We start from the raw sequence: 17147 nt of genomic DNA, 5'->3' as shown, positions 1-17147 counted from the left end.
GCATGAGTGACGAATGGAAAGCGCCCGAAAAGGCTGAAAGCGGTGATGACAAGAGCTGGAAACTGCTGGAGAAAACCCTCCTGGCCAGCGTTCAGGAGCAGCGTCGTGCGCGGCGCTGGGGGATTTTCTTCAAGTTGCTGACCTTTGTCTGGCTTATTGCCATGCTGGCATTGTTCAGCCCGCTGATGGATATGGAAAAAAATGCGACCCGTGGCGCCCACTACACCGCACTGATCGAAGTGCGCGGGGTGATTGCCGATAAGGAGCCCGCCAGCGCTGACAATATCGTCAGCAGCCTGCGTGCCGCGTTTGAGGACCCCAAGGTCAAGGGCGTGATCCTGCGCATCAACAGCCCGGGCGGCAGTCCGGTGCAGTCGGGTTATGTGTATGACGAAATTCGCCGTCTGCGTGGCCTGCACCCGGATATCAAGCTGTACGCGGTGATTTCCGACCTGGGCGCTTCCGGTGCCTATTACATTGCCAGCGCCGCAGACCAGATCTACGCCGACAAGGCCAGCCTGGTGGGTTCCATCGGTGTGACGGCGGCCGGTTACGGCTTTGTTGGCACCATGGAGAAGCTGGGTGTGGAGCGCCGTACCTACACCTCGGGCGAGCACAAGTCGTTCCTCGACCCGTTCCAGCCACAAAAGGCTGATGAAACCGCATTCTGGCAGGGCGTGCTCGACACCACCCATCGCCAGTTTATCGCCAGCGTGAAGCAGGGGCGTGGCGACCGCCTGAAGGATAAGGACCATCCCGAGTTGTTCTCCGGATTGGTGTGGTCAGGCGAGCAGGCGTTGCCGTTGGGCTTGATCGACGGCCTGGGGAGTGCCAGTTTGGTTGCGCGGGATGTGATTGGCGAGAAGGAGCTTGTGGATTTTACGGTTGAAGAATCGCCGTTTGACCGGTTCTCCAAGAAACTGGGTGCCAGCGTCGCCGAGAAGCTGGCGCTGTATATGGGCTTCCAGGGCCCGACCCTGCGCTGATCTAACAGATGCATAGATTCAAATGTTGGAGCTGGCTTGCCCGCGATATCGGTTGGCCAGTCGACATTTATAATGGCTGGACCACCGCTATCGCAGGCAAGCCAGCTCCCACAGTAGTTTGGTGGTGGAATTAAGGGATTTGCACGCCTTCAGCCAATAGCATGTCCACCAGGCGGATCAGCGGTAGGCCAACCAGGCTGGTTGCGTCCGGCCCTTCAGTACTCTGAAACAGGCTCACGCCCAGCCCCTCAGCCTTGAAGCTGCCTGCGCAGTCATACGGCTGCTCAATCCGCAGATAGCGCTCAACACGCTCAACGTCCAGCTCACGCATGTGCACGGTAAAAGGTACGCAGTCGACTTGGCAGTGCCCTGTCTCGCTGTTCAGCAGCGCCAGGCCGGTGAGAAAGCTGACGCGCTTGCCGCTGGCGGCTAATAATTGCTCGCGCGCGTTTTCAAAGGTGTGAGGCTTGCCGATGATCCGGCCTTCCAGCGCGGCAACCTGATCAGAGCCGATAATCAAATGCCCTGGATGGCTGGCCGCTAGCGCGCGGGCCTTCTCTTCGGCCAGGCGCTTGACCAGCTCAATGGCGGACTCATTTGCGCGATGGCTTTCATCGATATCCGGCGAGCTGCAGATGAACGGCAAGTGCAGGCGGCTCAGCAATTCCCGGCGATAAACCGAGCTGGATGCGAGTAATAAAGGCAGCATGGGTGACTCCTCAAAGGCAGTGGCAGATTCTAGCGCGTGACCGGCTGACGCACAGGGCTGAATTTCCTTTGACATGGCCCGGTGCATCCCTATAATGCTGCGCCTATGTTGAATGACCCGATTCCACCTCACGTTGACCCGCGCAAACTGGCTGATCGTGGCACTTCCCTTCAAGGTGAGTTGCTGTTGGCCAATTTGGAGAGACTCTGCGACCCGCTTTCCGACACTGTCGGTACGGTGCAGGCTAAATTCGTTTTTGAACGAGATGAACGTAAATCTGTGGTAATTCACAGCGTTATCGACACCGAAGTCAAAATGGTTTGCCAGCGTTGTCTTGAGCTGGTCACCCTGCCGATCCACAGCGAATGCAGTTATGCTGTGGTGAAAGAGGGTGCGAATACCCAGTCGTTGCCGAAAGGTTATGACGTGCTGGAACTGGGCGAAGATCCATTGGATCTGCATGCACTGATCGAGGAGGAGCTTCTGCTCGCCTTGCCCATTGTGCCTGCTCATCATCCGGAAGAATGCCAGCAGCCGGCGGACCTCGGCGACGAGTCCGAACCGAGCGAGGACGAGGTAACGCGGTCCAACCCGTTCAGTGTATTGGCGCAGTTAAAGCGTGACCCAAACGTTTAGGAGTTAATCAATTATGGCTGTTCAGCAGAACAAAAAATCCCGCTCTGCCCGTGACATGCGTCGTTCGCACGATGCCCTGACGGCGAGCACTCTGTCTGTAGAAAAAACCACCGGTGAAATTCACCTGCGTCACCACGTATCGCCAGAAGGCGTATACCGTGGTCGTAAAGTGATCGACAAGGGCGCTGACGAGTAATCACTTGTCTGCTCTAGTCATCGCGATAGACGCAATGGGCGGGGACTTCGGTCCCCGCAGCATTGTTCAGGCCTGCATTGCCAGCCTGTCTGCCACACCCTCGCTGCACCTGACCCTCGTTGGTCAACCCTCCCTTCTTGAAGAACTGATTGCCAGCCATCCGGCGGTGGATCGCGCGCGCCTGACGATTACGCCGGCCAGCGAAACCATTGGTATGGATGAAAAACCGGCGGCAGCCCTGCGTGGCAAGCCCGATTCTTCGATGCGGGTGGCCCTGGAGCTGCTGCGTGATGGCAAGGTGCAAGCCTGTGTCAGTGCCGGCAACACGGGGGCCTTGATGGCGTTGTCGCGGCATGTGCTCAAGACATTGCCAGGCATTGATCGCCCCGCGATGGTGGCGGCGATTCCGACGCAGAAAGGTTACTGCCAGTTGCTGGACCTGGGTGCGAATGTCGATTGCAGTGCCGAGCACCTGTTGCAGTTTGCCGTGATGGGGTCGGTGGCCGCCGAAGCGCTGGGCGTGGCCCGGCCGCGGGTGGCGTTGCTGAATATCGGCACCGAAGACATCAAGGGCAACCAGCAGGTCAAGCTCGCCGCCACCTTGCTGCAAAGCGCGCGCGGCTTGAATTACATCGGATTCGTCGAGGGTGATGGTTTGTACCGTGGCGAGGCGGACGTGGTGGTGTGCGACGGGTTCGTCGGCAATATCCTGCTCAAGTCCAGCGAAGGCCTGGCGACCATGATCGCCACGCGTATCGAGGCGTTATTCAAGCAGAGCCTGGCGTCGCGCCTGGTCGGCGCCCTGGCGCTGCCGTTGATGCGCCGCTTGCAGGCTGACCTGGCCCCGGCGCGGCATAACGGCGCAAGTTTTCTGGGGTTGCAGGGCATTGTGGTAAAAAGCCATGGCTCGGCTGGCGTCGAGGGCTTTCAAAGTGCTATTGCGCGGGCCGTGATCGAGATCCAGGAGAACCTGCCGCAACGCTTGCACGGCCGTCTTGAGGATCTGTTGCCTTAGGCGAATCGGCCCGGGAATGCTTAAATGTGACCGGCCAGTTCAATTGACCATCCAATCTGTCAGTTTCGTGCGCTCCCACCGTAGGCGTGCGCATTTTTGACGACCAGATCATTAGGGGCTTGTTACATGTCTACATCCCTCGCATTCGTCTTTCCAGGGCAGGGTTCGCAGTCCCTCGGCATGTTGGCCGAACTGGGCGCGCAATACCCGTTGATCCTGGACACCTTTAAGGAAGCTTCCGACGCCCTGGGTTACGACCTGTGGGCACTGACCCAGCAGGGGCCGGAAGAGCAACTCAATCAAACCGATAAAACCCAGCCGGCCATCCTGACCGCTTCGATCGCCCTGTGGCGCTTGTGGCTGGCGGAAGGCGGCGCGCGTCCAGCATTCGTCGCCGGTCACAGCCTTGGCGAATACAGCGCCTTGGTGGCGGCGGGCAGCTTGACCCTGGCTGAAGCGGTCAAGCTGGTCGAGCGTCGTGGGCAGCTGATGCAAGAAGCCGTTCCGGCAGGGCAGGGCGGCATGGCCGCTATCCTGGGCCTGGACGACGCCGTGGTGATCGAAGCCTGCGCCGAAGCGGCCCAGGGCGACGTGGTCAGCGCCGTTAACTTCAACTCCCCTGGCCAAGTGGTCATCGCGGGTGCCAAGGCTGCCGTTGAGCGCGCAATCGAAATCTGCAAGGCCCGTGGCGCCAAGCGTGCCTTGCCGTTGCCGGTCAGCGTACCGTCCCATTGCGAATTGATGCGCCCGGCGGCCGAGCGTTTTGCCGAGTCCATCGCTGCCATCAACTGGCAGGCACCGCAGATCCCGCTGGTACAGAACGTCAGCGCCGCCGTGGCGGCCGACCTCGACACCCTCAAGCGCGACCTGCTCGAGCAGCTCTACAAGCCCGTGCGCTGGGTTGAATCGGTCCAGACCCTGGCGGCCAATGGCGCCACCGAGCTGGTTGAGTGCGGCCCGGGCAAAGTCCTCGCCGGCCTGAACAAGCGCTGCGCCGACGGCGTCTCGACGGCCAACCTCAATACACCTGACGCCTTTGCTGCCGCTCGCGCAGCCCTGGTCTGACCCTCAATTTCCGAACTTAGGAGAAGCCTGCATGAGTCTGCAAGGTAAAGTTGCACTGGTTACCGGCGCAAGCCGTGGCATTGGCCAGGCTATCGCCCTGGAGCTGGGCCGTCAGGGCGCCATTGTGATCGGCACTGCCACGTCCGCCTCGGGCGCCGAGCGTATCGCCGCGACCCTGAAGGAAAACGGCGTGCAAGGCACCGGCCTTGAGCTGAACGTGACCAGCGATGAGTCAGTGGCCGCCGTGCTGGCCGAGATCACCGCGCAGTTTGGCGCGCCGGCGATTCTGGTAAACAACGCCGGCATCACCCGCGATAACCTGATGATGCGCATGAAAGACGACGAGTGGTACGACGTGGTCGATACCAACTTGAACAGTCTGTTTCGCCTGTCCAAGGGCGTTTTGCGTGGCATGACCAAGGCGCGTTGGGGCCGAATTATCAATATTGGCTCCGTAGTGGGTGCCATGGGCAACGCAGGCCAAGTAAACTACGCGTCCGCCAAGGCCGGTCTGGAAGGTTTCAGCCGTGCATTGGCACGTGAAGTCGGCTCGCGGTCGATTACGGTCAACTCGGTGGCTCCAGGGTTCATCGACACCGATATGACCCGCGAGTTGCCGGAAGCACAGCGTGAAGCCTTGCTGACGCAGATTCCGCTGGGCCGTCTGGGCCAGGCTCAAGAGATCGCGAATGTGGTCACTTTCCTGGCATCCGACGGTGCGGCATACGTGACTGGGGCTACAATCCCGGTGAACGGCGGGATGTACATGAGTTAAATTGTGACGGATCGCTTCAAAAAAATGTCATACGAGCTGTCTAAAATCCGTTATAAAGCTGCAACTTAATTTATAGGCGGGTGGCCGACCGGGTACTGGGTGAAGCTTTCAGTTGAAAAGCTGAAATGGCTTTCTATACACTTACCCACTGGCCAGCTGCCTGAATTTGTCCATTAGGAGTTAAACAAGGTATGAGCACCATCGAAGAGCGCGTCAAGAAAATCGTCGCCGAGCAACTGGGCGTTAAGGAAGAAGAAGTGGTCAACACTGCTTCCTTCGTAGAAGACCTGGGTGCCGATTCCCTTGACACCGTTGAGCTGGTGATGGCTCTGGAAGAGGAATTCGAGACCGAAATCCCGGACGAAGAAGCTGAAAAAATCACTACTGTTCAAGCTGCTATCGACTACGTTACTAGCCACCAGGCGTAATAGTTTGTAGTCGTCGCTTGCTTTCAGGGAAAAACCGCACTGCTGTAACGGCGTGCGGTTTTTTCTTTAGCCCTGACGAAATGTGAGCGCTGAAGCAAAAGTGTCGTCATTAGAAAAAGGAGAGTGCTGTGTCGCGTAGACGCGTCGTAGTCACCGGTATGGGTATGTTGTCGCCACTGGGCACGGATGTGCCGAGCAGTTGGCAGGGCATTCTGGCTGGCCACAGTGGTATTGGTCTGATCGAACACACGGACCTTTCTGCCTATTCCACCCGTTTTGGCGGCTCGGTCAAGGGCTTCAATGTCGAGGAATATCTCTCGGTCAAAGAATCTCGCAAACTCGACCTGTTCATTCAATACGGCCTGGCAGCCGGTTTTCAGGCAGTGCGGAACGCCGGCCTGGAAGTCACCGACGCCAACCGTGACCGCATCGGCGTGGCCATGGGTTCGGGTATTGGTGGTTTGACCAATATCGAAGAAACCAGCCGCACGTTGCACGATTCCGGGCCCCGTCGAATTTCACCGTTCTTCGTGCCGGGCTCGATCATCAACATGATTTCCGGTTTCCTGTCCATCCACTTGGGCGCACAGGGGCCTAACTACGCCATCGCTACGGCGTGCACCACCGGCACGCACTGCATCGGCATGGCGGCGCGCAACATCGCCTATGACGAAGCCGACGTGATGATCGCTGGCGGCGCCGAGATGGCGGCCTGTGGCCTTGGCATGGGCGGCTTCGGTGCGTCCCGTGCACTGTCGACCCGCAACGACGAGCCCACCCGCGCCAGTCGCCCGTGGGACAAAGGCCGTGATGGTTTCGTCCTGTCCGACGGCGCCGGTGCCCTGGTGCTGGAAGAGTTGGAACACGCCAAGGCGCGTGGCGCGACCATCTATGCCGAGCTGATCGGCTTTGGCATGAGCGGCGACGCTTACCACATGACCTCGCCACCCTCCGACGGTGCCGGCGCTGCGCGTTGCATCACAAACGCCCTTCGCGATGCGAAGGTCAACCCGGACCAGGTGCAGTACATCAATGCCCATGGCACGTCGACGCCGACTGGCGATTTGGCGGAAGCTGAAGCCATCAAGTCGGTGTTCGGCGAGCATGCCTACAAGCTGGCGGTCAGCTCCACCAAGTCCATGACCGGCCACTTGTTGGGCGCGGCGGGTGCGGTTGAAGCGATCTTCAGCGTGATGGCCATCAAGGATCAGGTCGCTCCCCCGACCATCAACCTTGATGAGCCGGACGAAGGCTGCGACCTGAACTTCGTGCCTCACGAAGCGCAGCCGATGCCGATCGACGTGGTGATCTCCAACTCGTTCGGTTTTGGTGGCACTAACGGGTCCCTGGTGTTCCGCCGGTTCGCCGAGTGATGCACAGCTGGGTCGACGGTCAGCCAGCGGATAACGTGCCCCTGAAAGATCGCGGCCTGGCGTATGGCGACGGGCTGTTCGAAACCATCGCCGTCAGGGCCGGGCAGCCGGTGCTGCTCGACCGTCACCTGCAACGCCTCGATGAGGGTTGCAGGCGCCTCGCTTTGGTTGCAGATCAGCCTTTGATCCGCAACGAAGTGCTGGCCTATGCCGCCGCCCTTGGCGACGGTGTCCTCAAGTTGATCCTTACCCGTGGCGACAGTCTGCGTGGCTATGGCATCAACCCTGGCGCGCCAGTGCGCCGTATCTTGCAGGGCAACCCGCCCGCTACTTATCCCCTCGCCCATGGAACCGACGGCATCCGCCTGTTTCCGTGTGCCACCCGGTTGGCCGAGCAGCCACTGCTGGCCGGCCTCAAACACCTGAATCGCCTTGAGCAGGTGATCGCCCGTGCCGAATGGCGGGATGCCGAGCACGCTGAAGGTTTGATGCTGGACATGTCTGGGCGTGTCATCGAAGGCGTATTCAGCAACCTGTTCCTTGTGCGCAACGGCTTGTTACTAACCGCTGATCTGACGCGTTGCGGCGTTGCCGGCGTGATGCGCGCCGAGATTCTGGCCCAGGCTCAAGCGCTGGGCACCCCGGTGGCCGTGGCCGACATCAGCCTCGTGCAGTTGCAGCAGGCTGACGAAGTCTTTGTGTGCAACAGCGTTTATGGCATTTGGCCTGTGCGCGGGTACGCTGCGATGAGCTGGTCGGTTGGCCCGCTCACCCGTAAACTGCAGGGCATTGTTCGCGCGCTATTGGAAATTTGAGTTGATACGAAAACTGGTTGTACTGCTGCTGGTCGGTCTGTTCTCGGCGGCTTTGCTGTTGGGCTATTCGGCCTGGAAGTTCGATGCTGCCTTGAAGCAGCCTTTGAACCTGACCCAGGAGCAATTGCTCGATGTACCGGCAGGGGCGACCCCGACCGGTACCTTCAATCGCCTGGAAGCCGATGGCGTGCTCGACGGCGCGTTCTGGTTGCGCCTGTACTGGCGCTTCAACCTCGACGGCCAGCCACTGCACAGCGGCGAATACCGCATGACGCCTGGCATGACGGCGCAGGGCTTGATCGGCCTCTGGCAGCGTGGCGAAGTGGTTCAATACAGCCTGACCCTGGTCGAAGGCTGGAACTTCCGCCAGGTGCGCTCGGCCTTAGCCAAGCATGAAAAGATCGTGCAGAGCCTTTCGGGCCTCACTGACAGCGAAGTCATGGATAAACTCGGCCACCCTGGCGTGTTCCCCGAGGGGCGGTTCTTCCCCGATACCTACCGCTTCGTGCGTGGCATGACCGACGTCGAATTCCTGAAAAAAGCCTACAACCGCCTGGACGATGTACTCGCTCAGGAGTGGAGCAAGCGCGCCGCCGATGCGCCATACACTGACCCTTATCAAGCGCTGATCATGGCTTCCCTGGTGGAGAAAGAGACCGGCGTACCTGAGGAGCGTGGGCAGATCGCCGGGGTATTTGTGCGTCGCTTGAAGATCGGCATGCTGTTGCAGACCGACCCGACGGTGATCTACGGCCTGGGCGAGCGCTACAACGGCAAGTTGACCCGCGCTCATCTCAAGGAAGCCAACCCTTACAACACCTACATGATTGCCGGTCTGCCGCCGACGCCTATCGCGATGGTCGGCCGCGAGGCGATCCATGCCGCGCTGAATCCGGTGCCGGGCAGCAGCCTGTATTTCGTCGCACGGGGCGATGGCAGCCATATTTTCTCCGATGACCTGGATGCGCATAATGCCGCCGTGCGCGAGTTTCAACTCAAACGCCGCGCCGATTACCGCTCCAGTCCGGCACCGGTGGTGAAGCCTGCGGAAGACGCAACGCCACCGGCGGATGTGCCAGCTGATAAACCGGCCGAGCCTGCGCCGGACACCACTGCGCCGCCAAGCCCGCAATAATTCTGACTAAGGACTGCCTGTGACTGGCTTGTTTATTACCCTGGAAGGCCCCGAGGGCGCCGGCAAAAGCACTAACCGCGATTACCTGGCCGAGTGCTTGCGCACCCAAGGCATCGAGGTGGTGTTGACCCGTGAGCCCGGCGGCACGCCGTTGGCCGAGCGCATCCGTGAGGTGCTGCTCGCTCCGGGTGAAGAGCAGATGAACCCGGACACCGAGCTGCTGCTGGTGTTCGCCGCGCGCGCCCAGCACTTGGCCGAGGTGATTCGCCCGGCCCTGGCGCGCGGTGCCGTAGTGATCTGCGACCGGTTTACCGATTCCACCTATGCCTACCAGGGTGGCGGTCGGGGTTTGTGCCTGGAGCGCATCGCCACTCTGGAAACCTTCGTCCAAGGCGACCTGCGCCCTGACCTGACCCTGGTGTTCGACCTGCCGGTGGAAGTGGGCCTGGCCCGCGCCAGTGCCCGTGGTCGCCTGGACCGTTTTGAGCTGGAAGGCCAGGCCTTCTTCGACGCGGTCCGTACCGCGTTCCTCAAACGTGCTGCGGCCGAGCCTGCGCGTTATCACCTGCTGGACGCGGCCCAACCGCTGGCCCAGGTGCAGCAAGCCATCGACGCGCTGTTGCCAACACTGCTGGAGCGCGCCCGTGCCTGAAGCCTATCCGTGGCAGGCCAGCCTGTGGCAACAATTGGCCGGCCGTGCTCACCACGCCCATGCCTACCTGTTGCATGGGCCGGTGGGTATCGGTAAGCGGGACTTGGCCGAGCGACTCATGGCCAGGCTGCTGTGCCAGCGCCCGGTCGACCTGGAAGCCTGTGGCGAGTGCAAATCCTGCCTGTTGCTCAAGGCCGGCAGCCATCCCGACAACTACGTGCTGGAGCCCGAGGAAGCCGACAAGGCGATCAAGGTCGACCAAGTCCGTGACCTCGTCAGCTTCGTAGTACAAACCGCGCAGATGGGCGGGCGCAAGGTGGTGTTGATCGAGCCGGTGGAGGCGATGAACATCAACGCCGCCAACGCCTTGCTCAAGAGCCTGGAAGAGCCATCTGGCGATACCGTGTTGTTGCTGGTCAGCCACCAATCGAGCCGTTTGCTGCCGACCATCCGCAGCCGTTGCGTTCAGCAGGCGTGCCCGCTGCCAAGCGAGGCGCTGAGTCTTGAGTGGCTGGCGCAGGCGTTGCCGCAGTGCAGTCAGGAAGAACGGGTCGAGTTGCTGACACTGGCCGCGGGTTCGCCATTGGCCGCGGTGAAGCTGCAAGCCCAAGGTGTGCGTGAGCAACGCGCACTGGTGGTGGAGGGCGTAAAGAAACTGATCAAGCAGGAAGTGTCCGCCACCCAGTTGGCTGAAACCGCCTGGAAGGACGTTCCCCTGCTATTGCTGTTCGATTGGTTCTGCGATTGGTCGAGCCTGATCTTGCGCTACCAGCTGACCCAGGATGAAAACGGCCTGGGCCTGCCGGACATGCGCAAAGTGGTGCAGTACCTGGCGCAAAAAAGTGCTCAGGACAAAGTGCTGACGATCCAGGACTGGATCCTCGCCCAGCGTCAGAAGGTGCTCGGCAAAGCCAACCTCAACCGTGTGCTGTTGCTTGAAGCGCTGCTGGTGCAGTGGGTCGGTTTGCTTGGCCGGCGTTAATTTCCCTGGCTGACGGGTATCGTTGGTCAAACACTTTCAGTGACTTAATTCTTATGCTCGTAGATTCCCATTGCCACCTTGATCGCCTTGACCTTGCCCAGCACGGCGGCTCCCTTGACGCCGCGCTCGAAGCGGCACGCCAGCGCGGAGTAGGGCACTTCCTGTGCATCGGCGTCAGCGCTGAAAATGCTGCCGACGTCAAAGCCCTGGCTGATCGGTACGCCGATGTGGATTGTTCGGTGGGGATCCATCCGCTGGACCTCAAGCCCGGCGAAGCCCCGGCCCTCGACTGGCTGCTGGGCGAGCTCAATCACCCGCGCGTTGTGGCCATCGGTGAAACCGGCCTGGATTATCACTACGAGCCCGAAGCCGCCGAGTTGCAGCAAGCCTCCTTCCGTTTGCACCTGCAGGCTGCCCAACAGACCGGTAAACCAGTGATCGTCCATACCCGTGGCGCCCGTGCCGACACCCTGGCCCTGCTGCGCGAAGCCGCGCTGCCCCAGGCTGGCGTGTTGCACTGCTTTACCGAAGACTGGGACATGGCCAAGGCGGCCCTGGACCTCGGGTTCTACATTTCCCTGTCGGGCATCGTTACCTTCCGCAATGCTGACGCCCTGCGCGACGTCGCGCGCCAAGTCCCGGCCGATCGCCTGCTGGTGGAAACCGACTCGCCTTACCTGGCGCCCATCCCACATCGCGGCAAGCCAAACCTGCCGGAGTATGTGCGCGATGTGGCGGATTACCTGGCGATGCTGCGCGGCGAATCCTACGAGCGCTTTGCCGAACAGACCACCGAGAACTTCAAGCGCCTGTTCCCGCTGGCTCACGTGGCCGGCTCACTACAGCATTGTGTAGATAACTAAATCGCAGGCAAAAAAAACCCGGGTTCTGGGGGGGTGAATCCGGGCTAAGACCATTAGGAGTAAAACAAGGGCACGCGGTCCGTTGGTACCCAGGTCGACGCGTCACTTGGGGGAGATGTCACGCCGACAGTTCAAGTATTGATCAGTATCCGATTCAGTCCAGTCGCGACTGGTCGTTTTTTAAACAGATTTGGAATACGTGCGCTTCGCTTGAGTTCTCATCAAGCAGGTGTACAGGGGCAGTTGTTGCGTATTATTTCTGACTGAAATCAATGCAAACGTTGGTGCGCTGAAAGTAAAGTGCATTACGGGTTCACATAGACATTGCCCAACGACCGTTCAGTCGGGATAATCCCTCGCACTGGGTAAATCGTATCGCCACGTATCCGTGGCCCTGCGCAACCCTCCCTATTTCGACCTCTGCAGACCTCTTTCTCATGCACAAAGAACCCCGTAAGGTCCGTGAGTTTCGCCGCCGTGAGCAGGAAATTCTCGACACCGCATTGAAGTTGTTCCTCGAACAGGGTGAAGACAGCGTCACCGTCGAGATGATTGCGGATGCCGTGGGTATCGGCAAAGGCACGATCTACAAGCACTTCAAGTCCAAGGCCGAGATTTACCTGCGCCTGATGCTCGACTACGAGCGTGATTTGAACGAGCTGTTGCACTCGGCCGATGTGGACAAGGACAAGGAAGCCCTGTCCCGCGCCTACTTCGAGTTCCGCATGCGCGATCCGCAGCGCTACCGCCTGTTCGACCGTCTGGAAGAGAAGGTGGTCAAGGGCCATCAAGTGCCGGAAATGGTCGAGGAGTTGCACAAGATCCGCGCCTCGAACTTCGAGCGCCTGACGCTGCTGATCAAGGGTCGCATCAGCGAAGGCAAGCTGGAAGACGTGCCGCCGTATTTCCACTATTGCGCCGCCTGGGCCTTGGTACACGGTGCTGTCGCGCTGTATCACTCGCCGTTCTGGAGCAATGTGCTGGAAGATCAGGAAGGTTTTTTCCAGTTCCTGATGGATATCGGCGTGCGCATGGGCAACAAACGCAAGCACAGCGCCGAGCAGCCACCGGCTGAAACGCCCGCCACGTAATGATTTGCTGCCACGCGCAGTACCCCAGGAATATACTCAGGCATGGACTCTTGCTAAAAGCTGATTTATCAGTCAGCTTTTAGCGCGCCCGAATCATCCTCTGCCGGAGTGATCCATGATCGTTGATCGTCAAGGCAGGCGTTTTCGCAATTTGCGGATCAGCCTGACCTCAGCCTGCAATTACGCGTGTACCTACTGCGTGCCTAACGGCAAGCGGCTGGTGGCTGCCCAGGACGAACTCTCGGCCGAGGCGATGGCGCGCGGCGTGGCTTATCTTATTGAGGCGGCCGGCATCGACCGTCTGCGCATTACCGGCGGAGAGCCGCTGGTCAGCCCCAAGCTGGAAGCCTTCATGGGCGCAGTGGGGCAGATGGGCCTCAGTGACATCAGTTTGACGACCAACGGCCAACTGCTGGCGCGCAAACTGCCGTTGCTGGTGGAGGCCGGGATCAAGCGCATCAATGTCTCCCTCGACACCCTGGATGCGAACGCCTTCCGCAGCATCGCCCGTGGCGGTGACTTGGCCACCGTGCTCGATGGCATGGACCAGGCCCGCGCTGCCGGGATCAAGATCAAGGTCAACATGGTGCCGTTGCGCGGCCAGAACCTCGACCAAGTGATGCCGCTGCTCGATTACTGCCTGGAGCGCGGCTACGAGTTGCGCTTTATCGAACTGATGCGCATGGGCCACCTGGCCAAGGACTCCAACGCGTTCCTGCAGCAATTTGTCAGCTTGCAGCAACTGCTGAGCCTGATCGGCGAACGGTATGAATACCTGCAAGCCAATGCCCCCGTGGACGCCACCGCCGTACGCTACGAAGTACCGGGCAAGGGTTTCTTTGGCGTGATTGCCAACGAGAGTGTGCCGTTCTGCCGTACCTGTTCACGGCTGCGGTTGTCGTCCACCGGCTGGTTGCATGGCTGCCTGTCGTCGAGCAACCGTCACTATGTCGGCGACCTGCTGGACAAGCCGCGCCATCAAGCGCTGCCTGCGCTGCAAGGCCTGTTGATGAAGGCGTTGGGGGATAAACAGGAAGTGGCGTTCTCCGGCGGTGCCACCATCATGAAGATTATTGGCGGCTGATCAATTTCAATCCGGCATACCGCCACTGTGGGAGCTGGCTTGCCTGCGATATGGGAATGTCAGTCACCCAATCAGGCCACTGACAGACCGCCATCGCAGGCAAGCCAGCTCCCACATTTGCTATGTGTTGTCGTCAAGCTGGCGCAGAATCTGCATCTCACGCCCATTCGCCGGTTTTCCGTCACCGGCTTCTGGAGGATTAGGATGCGTAGTCTGGTTTTGTTGCTGGCGTCGTTGACGCTGAGTGGTTGCATGACCGTCAGCGATATGGCCGAAGGCACCCGCTATCAGATGAGCGATGCCGGCTTGCTCGACCACAGTGACACCCGTCGCACGGCCTCGATTCGCGTGCAGCCGGACTCCTTTATCTTTATCGCCCAGGGTGCCTTCGTGCCGCCAGGCAGTGCCTACCCGCGTCCTAACGTGGTGGCAGAGGAAGCCTTCAACGGCTTCGTCGAATACTTCCCCATGGTCCGCCGCGCCCGCCAACCGGAAGGTTTGGAGCAGGCAATGTCCGAAGCCCGTGCAGCCGGCGCTCACTACCTGTTGTACTGCCGATTTGCGGCAGCGGATGACCGTATCGGCAATGCCGACGAGTGGGCTGATCAGCAGGCCCTTGATCGTGTTGGCCTGGACAACGGTGTCATCCAGATCATGTTGATCGAGACCAGCACCCAGTATTTGATTGATACTGCGCGTATTCGCAGTCGTGGCGGTTTACTGACGTTCCACGACAATAAGCCAGAAGACTTGATTGCCCGCCCCCTGGCGCAGTACGCCCGCGGCCTGCTTGGGATGAGTGATCAATAAGCACCAGGAGAAGCCCATGACCGATTCCGCCAAGGCCAACGATCTGTTGGCCCAACTGCCCAAAGGCAAGGGACCGGCGCCGGTGCATCTGTGGAACCCGGATTTCTGCGGCAACATCGACATGCGCATCGCCCGCGACGGCACCTGGTTCTATCAGGGTACGCCGATCGGGCGTAAGCCGATGGTCAAGCTGTTCTCCAACATCATCCGCCGCGATGGCGATGATTACTTCCTGATCACTCCCGTGGAAAAAGTCGGCATCACCGTCGACGATGCGCCGTTTGTCGCCGTGACCCTGGAAGTCGAAGGGCAGGGCGAAAGCCAGGTATTGCGTTTTACCACCAACGTGGATGAGCAGGTCGAAGCCGGTCTTGAACATCCGTTGCGCGTGGTGATCGATCCGCTCACCCAGGAGCCCGCGCCCTACATTCGGGTGCGCACCAACCTTGAAGCCTTGGTGCATCGAAACGCGTTCTACCAATTGGTGGAGCTGGCGGTGAGCCGTCCGATCAACGGTCAGAACTGGCTTGGTGTCTGGAGCGCTGGGGAGTTTTTCCGTATTGGGCTGGAACCTTAGGGCCCGTTTTTTCACGTTCCTGAAATAATTCGCTTGCTGTAAATAACCGGTTTCGGTTATCAATTTGTACATGATTAGACATGTTCGATTTGATAAGAAAAAACGCGTCGTCGACGAGCTTATTCGCCGTATCGAGGGCGGAGTGATGGTCGACGGTTTTCTGTTGCCGGGTGAGCACCAATTGGCCGAGGAGTTTGCGGTCAGTCGCGGCACCCTGCGCGAAGCCCTGGCTGAACTCAAACGGCGCAATTACATCGCGACCCAGAGCGGCGTCGGTTCCATCGTCACCTTTGACGGCATGGTGCTCGACCAACATAGCGGTTGGGCCCAAGCCCTGGCCGACACCGGCGCGCGGGTGAGCACCGATATCCTGCGCCTGGAAGCGGTGACTCGCCCGGACCTGTTCAACCGTTTCGGCAGTGACCAATTCATCGCCCTCGACCGGCGCCGCCGCACTACCGACGGCACCGCCGTGTCCCTGGAGCGCTCGCTGATGCCAGCCTCCGGAGGCCTGGAGAGCCTGCCTGACGTGGGCCTGATCGATGATTCCCTGACCATCACCCTGGCAGCCTACGGGTATGTCGGGGCCGAAGGTGACCAGTGGATCGGTGCCGAGCCCCTCAGCGATGCAGACGCCGAGTTGCTTGGTCGCCCTGCAGGCACGGTGTTTCTCAAGGCGTCGCGCACGACCTACGATCGTCGCGAGCGCTTCATGGAGTACGTCGAAAGCTGGCTCGATCCTCTGCACTTTCGTCTGCACCTGCAGTTTGGACATTCGAAATGACCCCGCACACTCGCGCCCTCGGCGCCTTCTACGGCCTGGCCTTGGGCGATGCCCTGGGTATGCCCACCCAATCCTTGAGCCGCGAGCAAGTCCGGGCGCGCTTCGGTGCTATCACCGGCCTGGAAGATGCCGATGCCGACCAGCCCATCGCGCCAAACATGCCCGCCGGCTCCATCACCGATGACACCGAGCAGGCGATCCTGGTGGGCGAATTGCTGGTGGAAGGCCAGGGCACGATTGAACCCACCGTGCTCGCCCAGCGCCTGATCGACTGGGAGGCAGTCATGCGTGCCAAGGGCTCGCAGGATTTACTCGGCCCATCGACCAAGCGCGCGATCGACATGATCCTCGCCGGCCACACGCCGGAAGAATCCGGGCGCTATGGCACCACCAACGGCGCCGCGATGCGCATCACGCCGGTGGGGATCGCCGCGGATGTCAGCGACCCGGCGCACTTCATCCAGGCGGTGATCCAGGCCTGCCAGGTCACCCATAACACCACCCTGGGTATCTCCAGTGCAGCGGCGGTAGCGGCGGTGGTGTCGGCTGGCATTAACGGCGTGGATTTGGGTGAGGCACTCAATATCGGTATGCAAATCGCCCAACAAGCCGAAAACCATGGCCACTGGATTGCCGGCGGACGTATTTCCACGCGCATCAGTTGGGCGCGGACGTTGAGCGTCGACAGCGGTGACAAGGTCCTGTTCGCCGACCTGCTGTATGAGTTGATTGGCACCTCCGTGGCCTCACAGGAGTCGGTGGTGGTGTCCTTTGCTTTGGCCCAGCAAGTGGCGGTGGGCGAGATGAATGCCTTCGAGGCCCTGTGCCTGGCCGCCAGCCTTGGCGGCGACACCGACACCATCGCCGCGATTCTGGGTGCCATGTTGGGCGCATGCCTGGGCATGCAGTGCTGGCCTGAGGCAATGATCGATCAGGTCAAGCAGGTCAACGGCCTGGATTTGCAGCCGTTGGTTCAAGGGCTGCTCACATTGCGCTGAACACCGCAGAGCAAAAAATGTGGGCGCTGGCTTGCCTGCGATGACGGTGTGCCAGCCATTGATGCACTAACGGGTTGACCGCAATCGCAGGCAAGCCAGCTCCCACACTGATTGCGTTGAGTCAGGATGACCGGCTTAGAGATTGGATTCTTTGCCACAATTACAACAATACA

The 17147-nt window shown here is 60.2% G+C and carries 20 protein-coding genes; 19 read left to right on the top strand and 1 reads right to left on the bottom strand.

Features of this window, described 5'->3' with window-relative positions; all coding sequences use genetic code 11:
- Positions 1 to 2: 2 nt before the first annotated feature.
- A complete protein-coding gene (locus BFP95_RS03135; protein WP_065873971.1) occupies positions 3 to 986 on the top strand; it encodes a S49 family peptidase in 984 nt (327 codons plus the stop codon).
- Between the two features lie 130 nt (positions 987 to 1116).
- Here BFP95_RS03135 and BFP95_RS03130 read toward each other — a convergent pair whose 3' ends face one another.
- Positions 1117 to 1695 (bottom strand): Maf family protein, encoded by a 579-nt coding sequence (locus BFP95_RS03130; protein ID WP_065873970.1) that lies wholly within the window; start codon positions 1693 to 1695, stop codon positions 1117 to 1119.
- Between the two features lie 105 nt (positions 1696 to 1800).
- On the opposite strand from BFP95_RS03130, the gene BFP95_RS03125 reads away from it, so the two are divergent.
- The 18 genes from BFP95_RS03125 to BFP95_RS03040 all read left to right on the top strand — a co-directional run bounded on the left by BFP95_RS03125 (position 1801) and on the right by BFP95_RS03040 (position 16974).
- On the top strand, positions 1801 to 2331 hold the full coding sequence (locus tag BFP95_RS03125) for a YceD family protein (RefSeq protein WP_049711923.1): 531 nt from the start codon (positions 1801 to 1803) through the stop codon (positions 2329 to 2331).
- 13 nt (positions 2332 to 2344) lie between these two features.
- Positions 2345 to 2527, top strand: coding sequence for a 50S ribosomal protein L32 (gene rpmF / locus BFP95_RS03120; RefSeq protein ID WP_008152339.1), 183 nt, complete (start codon positions 2345 to 2347; stop codon positions 2525 to 2527).
- Between the two features lie 4 nt (positions 2528 to 2531).
- The gene (gene plsX, locus BFP95_RS03115; protein WP_083214627.1) at positions 2532 to 3542 is read left to right on the top strand and encodes a phosphate acyltransferase PlsX; all 1011 of its coding nucleotides are present in this window, start codon (positions 2532 to 2534) and stop codon (positions 3540 to 3542) included.
- A 126-nt stretch (positions 3543 to 3668) separates the two neighbouring features.
- Positions 3669 to 4607, top strand: a complete 939-nt coding sequence (fabD, locus tag BFP95_RS03110; protein ID WP_065873968.1) for an ACP S-malonyltransferase — start codon at positions 3669 to 3671, stop codon at positions 4605 to 4607.
- A gap of 31 nt (positions 4608 to 4638) precedes the next feature.
- Positions 4639 to 5382: a 3-oxoacyl-ACP reductase FabG gene (gene fabG / locus BFP95_RS03105; RefSeq protein WP_034108356.1), complete on the top strand. Its 744-nt coding sequence runs from the start codon at positions 4639 to 4641 to the stop codon at positions 5380 to 5382.
- Positions 5383 to 5573: 191 nt separating this feature from the next.
- Positions 5574 to 5810, top strand: a complete 237-nt coding sequence (gene acpP, locus BFP95_RS03100) for an acyl carrier protein (protein WP_003175607.1) — start codon at positions 5574 to 5576, stop codon at positions 5808 to 5810.
- Positions 5811 to 5938: 128 nt separating this feature from the next.
- Positions 5939 to 7183 (top strand): beta-ketoacyl-ACP synthase II, encoded by a 1245-nt coding sequence (fabF, locus tag BFP95_RS03095; RefSeq protein WP_034108354.1) that lies wholly within the window; start codon positions 5939 to 5941, stop codon positions 7181 to 7183.
- Positions 7183 to 7998: an aminodeoxychorismate lyase gene (gene pabC / locus BFP95_RS03090; RefSeq protein WP_065909249.1), complete on the top strand. Its 816-nt coding sequence runs from the start codon at positions 7183 to 7185 to the stop codon at positions 7996 to 7998. Before fabF ends, pabC begins: the two co-directional genes overlap by 1 nt.
- 1 nt (position 7999) lies before the next feature.
- Entirely contained in the window at positions 8000 to 9133 is a 1134-nt protein-coding gene (gene mltG, locus BFP95_RS03085) for an endolytic transglycosylase MltG (RefSeq protein ID WP_065889843.1), read from the top strand.
- A 19-nt stretch (positions 9134 to 9152) separates the two neighbouring features.
- Positions 9153 to 9785 carry a dTMP kinase gene (gene tmk, locus BFP95_RS03080; protein WP_065873965.1) on the top strand — a complete coding sequence of 211 codons (633 nt, stop codon included), beginning with the start codon at positions 9153 to 9155 and terminating at the stop codon, positions 9783 to 9785.
- The gene (locus BFP95_RS03075; protein WP_065873964.1) at positions 9778 to 10767 is read left to right on the top strand and encodes a DNA polymerase III subunit delta'; all 990 of its coding nucleotides are present in this window, start codon (positions 9778 to 9780) and stop codon (positions 10765 to 10767) included. Before tmk ends, BFP95_RS03075 begins: the two co-directional genes overlap by 8 nt.
- Positions 10768 to 10820: 53 nt before the next feature.
- Positions 10821 to 11630, top strand: a complete 810-nt coding sequence (locus BFP95_RS03070; protein ID WP_065881320.1) for a TatD family hydrolase — start codon at positions 10821 to 10823, stop codon at positions 11628 to 11630.
- A gap of 437 nt (positions 11631 to 12067) precedes the next feature.
- Positions 12068 to 12721 carry a TetR/AcrR family transcriptional regulator gene (locus BFP95_RS03065; protein WP_010208394.1) on the top strand — a complete coding sequence of 218 codons (654 nt, stop codon included), beginning with the start codon at positions 12068 to 12070 and terminating at the stop codon, positions 12719 to 12721.
- Between the two features lie 115 nt (positions 12722 to 12836).
- Positions 12837 to 13805, top strand: a complete 969-nt coding sequence (locus BFP95_RS03060) for a GTP 3',8-cyclase MoaA (protein ID WP_065881319.1) — start codon at positions 12837 to 12839, stop codon at positions 13803 to 13805.
- Positions 13806 to 14009: 204 nt separating this feature from the next.
- Complete coding sequence (locus tag BFP95_RS03055; protein WP_065873961.1) at positions 14010 to 14615, top strand: DUF4823 domain-containing protein; 606 nt, start codon at positions 14010 to 14012, stop codon at positions 14613 to 14615.
- 16 nt (positions 14616 to 14631) lie between these two features.
- Positions 14632 to 15192 (top strand): DUF1285 domain-containing protein, encoded by a 561-nt coding sequence (locus BFP95_RS03050; protein WP_065873960.1) that lies wholly within the window; start codon positions 14632 to 14634, stop codon positions 15190 to 15192.
- Positions 15193 to 15262: 70 nt separating this feature from the next.
- Positions 15263 to 15976 (top strand): GntR family transcriptional regulator, encoded by a 714-nt coding sequence (locus BFP95_RS03045; RefSeq protein WP_065873959.1) that lies wholly within the window; start codon positions 15263 to 15265, stop codon positions 15974 to 15976.
- On the top strand, positions 15973 to 16974 hold the full coding sequence (locus tag BFP95_RS03040; RefSeq protein ID WP_065881314.1) for an ADP-ribosylglycohydrolase family protein: 1002 nt from the start codon (positions 15973 to 15975) through the stop codon (positions 16972 to 16974). The genes BFP95_RS03045 and BFP95_RS03040 overlap by 4 nt, the downstream gene beginning before the upstream one ends.
- Positions 16975 to 17147 lie beyond the last annotated feature (173 nt).

It is taken from the genome of Pseudomonas sp. 58 R 12 (genome assembly GCF_900005865.1).
In the GTDB taxonomy this organism is placed as follows: Bacteria; Pseudomonadota; Gammaproteobacteria; order Pseudomonadales; family Pseudomonadaceae; genus Aquipseudomonas; species Aquipseudomonas tritici.
This window is presented reverse-complemented; position numbering and strand designations above follow the sequence as displayed.